This is a genomic window from Actinocrinis sp., from assembly GCF_035650855.1.
In the GTDB taxonomy this organism is placed as follows: domain Bacteria; phylum Actinomycetota; class Actinomycetes; order Streptomycetales; family Catenulisporaceae; genus Actinocrinis.
Window position 1 is genome coordinate 1 of sequence record NZ_DASRGV010000286.1, and the last position, 3352, is coordinate 3352.

General features: G+C 72.7%; 1 protein-coding gene and 1 pseudogene. One reads left to right on the forward strand and one right to left on the reverse strand.

Translation table 11 applies throughout. From position 1 onward, the window contains the following. A pseudogene (locus tag VFB40_RS20400) lies at nt 1-923 on the forward strand (hypothetical protein); the annotation flags it as partial. Between the two features lie 43 nt (nt 924-966). Here VFB40_RS20400 and VFB40_RS20405 read toward each other — a convergent pair. After that, nucleotides 967-3352, reverse strand: a 2386-nt coding sequence (locus VFB40_RS20405) for a class I tRNA ligase family protein (protein ID WP_324853049.1), incomplete at its 5' end; no start/stop codon positions are given.

Sequence of the window (3352 nt, forward strand, 5' to 3'; positions counted from 1 at the left end):
CTGCCGAGCCGCTGTTCGATCCGGCCCTCGACGCGACGCGTGCCTCGGCCTTCGAATCTATGGTGGATCCGGTCGACGAACCCACCACCACGGTCGTCACCTTCCCCTCCCCGTTCCCCAGCACGGACACCACGCTCACCGAGGTGCCGCTGCGCGACCCGTTCGAGCCGATGCCCACGCGGCGGCATCCGCGCTACGAGCCGCTCTCCTCCCTGGATCCGGAGGCGATCTCCGAGCCGACCATGACCGCCGAGCCGATCGGCCTCGGCAGCCCACCGCGCCGCCGGCGGTCGCGCACGGCCAGCCTCGCCGTGCTCGGCACGGTCGTCATCGTCGGCGTGGTCGCCGCGCTCGTCGTGCGCAGCATGACCCATTCGAACGCGCCGGCCACCGCGCCCGCCCCGAGCGTGCCGGTCATGCCGACCGCCCCGCTGCCCGGAACCTTCCTGACCGGTCCCGGCTGTCCCACGACGCCCTGGGCGATGGTCACCCAGACCGTGGCGGCTGACGGCGGCCTGGTGGCGAACGCGGGTGGCGGCGCTCCGGACTGCGGTGGCGCGGCGGTCGCGTTCGTCAAGTCGGGCACCACGAACCCCGGCGCGTCCAGCTACTCCTGGACTTTCCACCTCGGCTGGTCCGCGCGCTGCACGCTGTCGGTGTTCATCGCCAACACCGCGCCGTCCTCGGGGATCGCGACGTATCAGCTGTTCCTGCCGACCGACAACGCGGCGACGCCCACGGCGACGGTCAAGCTCAATCAGGGCAAGATGAAGGGGCAGTGGGTCTCCGTGCCGCAGCTCACCGGCGTGGCGCTGCCGGGCGGCTCCGTGCAGCTGAGGCTGACCGATGCCGGGGCGTTCACCGGCGACCGGTTCCACGTGACCGCGTCGGCGGTCAAGGCCGCCTGCTCCCGCGTTCCCTGACGGGCCGTGAGAGCAGGCCGGCCTTCGCGGCCACCGCTTCGGCTCAGGCCTTCGCGAGCGCGAACTCCAACCCGAGGTCCTCGTCGCGGAAGGACTGCGCCGCCGCGTCGAGCCGTCCCTCCGCGCCGGTGAACTCGACCGCGAGCACGTCCGCCGCGATCGACTCGCCGTGCACCCGCAGCGCCTCGCCGGTCTCGGCCTTCGAGGCGCGCCAGGTCAGCCGGATCCGGTCGGCCACGTCGAGGCCGCTGTTCTTGCGCGCGTCCTGGATCATCCGCACCGCGTCGCGGGCCAGCCCGGCCAGCCGCAGCTGCGGCGTGATCGCCAGGTCGAGCGCGATCGTCTCGCCGTCGGCCGTGGCCACCGCCCAGCCCTCGCGCGGCGTCTCGGTGACGATCACCTCGTCGGCCGCGACCTCGACCTGCTCGTCCGCTCCGCCCTCGTCCGGCACGGTGAGGACCGCCGCGCCGCGCTCGCGCAGCGCGGCCGCGAGTGACGCCGCGTCAGCGGCCGCGATGGCGTTGGCGACCAGTGGGGTGCGTTTGCCGAAGCGCTTGCCCAGCGCCCGGAAGTTGCCCTTGGCGTGGTACTCCAACAGCTCGCCGCCGGCCTCGGCCAGCGCCCCGGTGCCCTCGACGTTCAGCTCCTCCGCGACGTGCGCCCGAAGCTCCTCGCCGAGCCCAGCCCAGCCGGCCGCGCCGACCAGGGCCCGGCCGAGCGGCTGACGGGTCTTCACCCCCGACTCCGCGCGGGTGGCCCGGCCCAGCTCCACGAGGCGGCGCACCAGCGCCACCTGCTCGCCGAGCCGCGCGTCCACGGTCGAGCCGTCGCCGGTGCCCGCGTCGACCGCGGTCGGCCAGGAGGCCAGGTGCACCGACTCCGGCGCGTCCGGGGTCACCGGCCGCACCAGGTCCTGCCAGACCCGCTCGGTCACGAACGGCACCAGCGGGGCCATCAGCCGGGTCACCGTCTCCAGCACCGTGTGCAGCGTCGCAAGGGCGGCCGGGTCGGCGTCCCAGAACCGGCGGCGCGAGCGGCGCACGTACCAGTTCGAGACGTCGTCCACGTACGCCGCGAGCAGCTTGCCGGCCTGCTGGGTGTCGAAGGCCTCCAGCGCCGCGTCCATCTCGCCGGCGAGCCGGTTGAGCTCGGAGAGCACCCACCGGTCCAGCACCGGCCGCTCGGCCGGGGCCGGGTCCGCCGCCGAGGGCGACCAGCCGCCGGTGCGCGCGTAGAGGGCCTGGAACGCGACCGTGTTCCAGTAGGTCAGCAGCGTCTTGCGCACCACCTCCTGGATCGTCGCGTCGCCGACCCGGCGCGCCGACCACGGCGAGCCGCCGGCCAGCATGAACCAGCGCAGCGCGTCCGCGCCGTGCCGGTCCATCAGCGGGATCGGCTCCAGGATGTTGCCCAGGTGCTTGGACATCTTGCGCCCGTCCTCGGCCAGGATGTGCCCGAGGCAGAGCACGTTCTTGTACGAGGACTGGTCGAACACCAGGGTGCCGATCGCCATCAGCGTGTAGAACCAGCCGCGGGTCTGGTCGATCGCCTCGCAGATGTAGTCCGCCGGGTAGGCCTGCGCGAACTCCTCCACCGAGCCGGGCGCGTGCGGGTAGCCGAGCTGCCCGAACGGCATCGAGCCGGCGTCGTACCAGCAGTCGATGACCTCGGGCACGCGCGCGGCCGTCTCGCCGCAGGCTCCGCCGTCGTCCGCCTTCGCGGGACAGGCGAAGGAGACCTCGTCGATGTACGGCCGGTGCGGGTCGAGCGCGGCCAGGTCCCGCCCGGCCAGTTCGCCCAGCTCCGCCAGCGAGCCGACGCAGGTCAGGTGGCCCTGGGCGCAGCGCCAGATCGGCAGCGGCGTGCCCCAGTAGCGGTTGCGGGACAGCGCCCAGTCGATGTTGTTGTTGAGCCAGTCGCCGTAGCGGCCGTGCTTGATGTTCTCCGGGAACCAGTTGGTCCGCTCGTTCTCGCGCAGCAGCGCGTCCTTCACGGCGGTGGTGCGGATGTACCAGGACGGCTGCGCGTAGTAGAGCAGGGCGGTGTGGCAGCGCCAGCAGTGCGGGTAGGAGTGCTCGTACTCGACGTGCCGGAACAGCAGGCCTCGTGCCTTGAGGTCGGCGGTCAGCTTCTCGTCGGCCTTCTTGAAGAACACCCCGCCGACCAGCGGCACGCTCTCCTCGAAGGTGCCGTCCGGGCGGATCGGGTTGACCACCGGCAGGCCGTAGGCGCGGCAGACCTTCAGGTCGTCCTCGCCGAACGCGGGCGCCTGGTGGACCAGGCCGGTGCCATCCTCGGTGGTGACGTACTCGCCGAGTACGACGTAGTGCGCGTCAGGGCTCTGCTCGTCGGATCCCTTCGGGAAGGCGACGAGCTCGAACGGCCGCTGATAGTGCCAGCGCTCCATCTCCCGGCCGGTGAAGGACTCG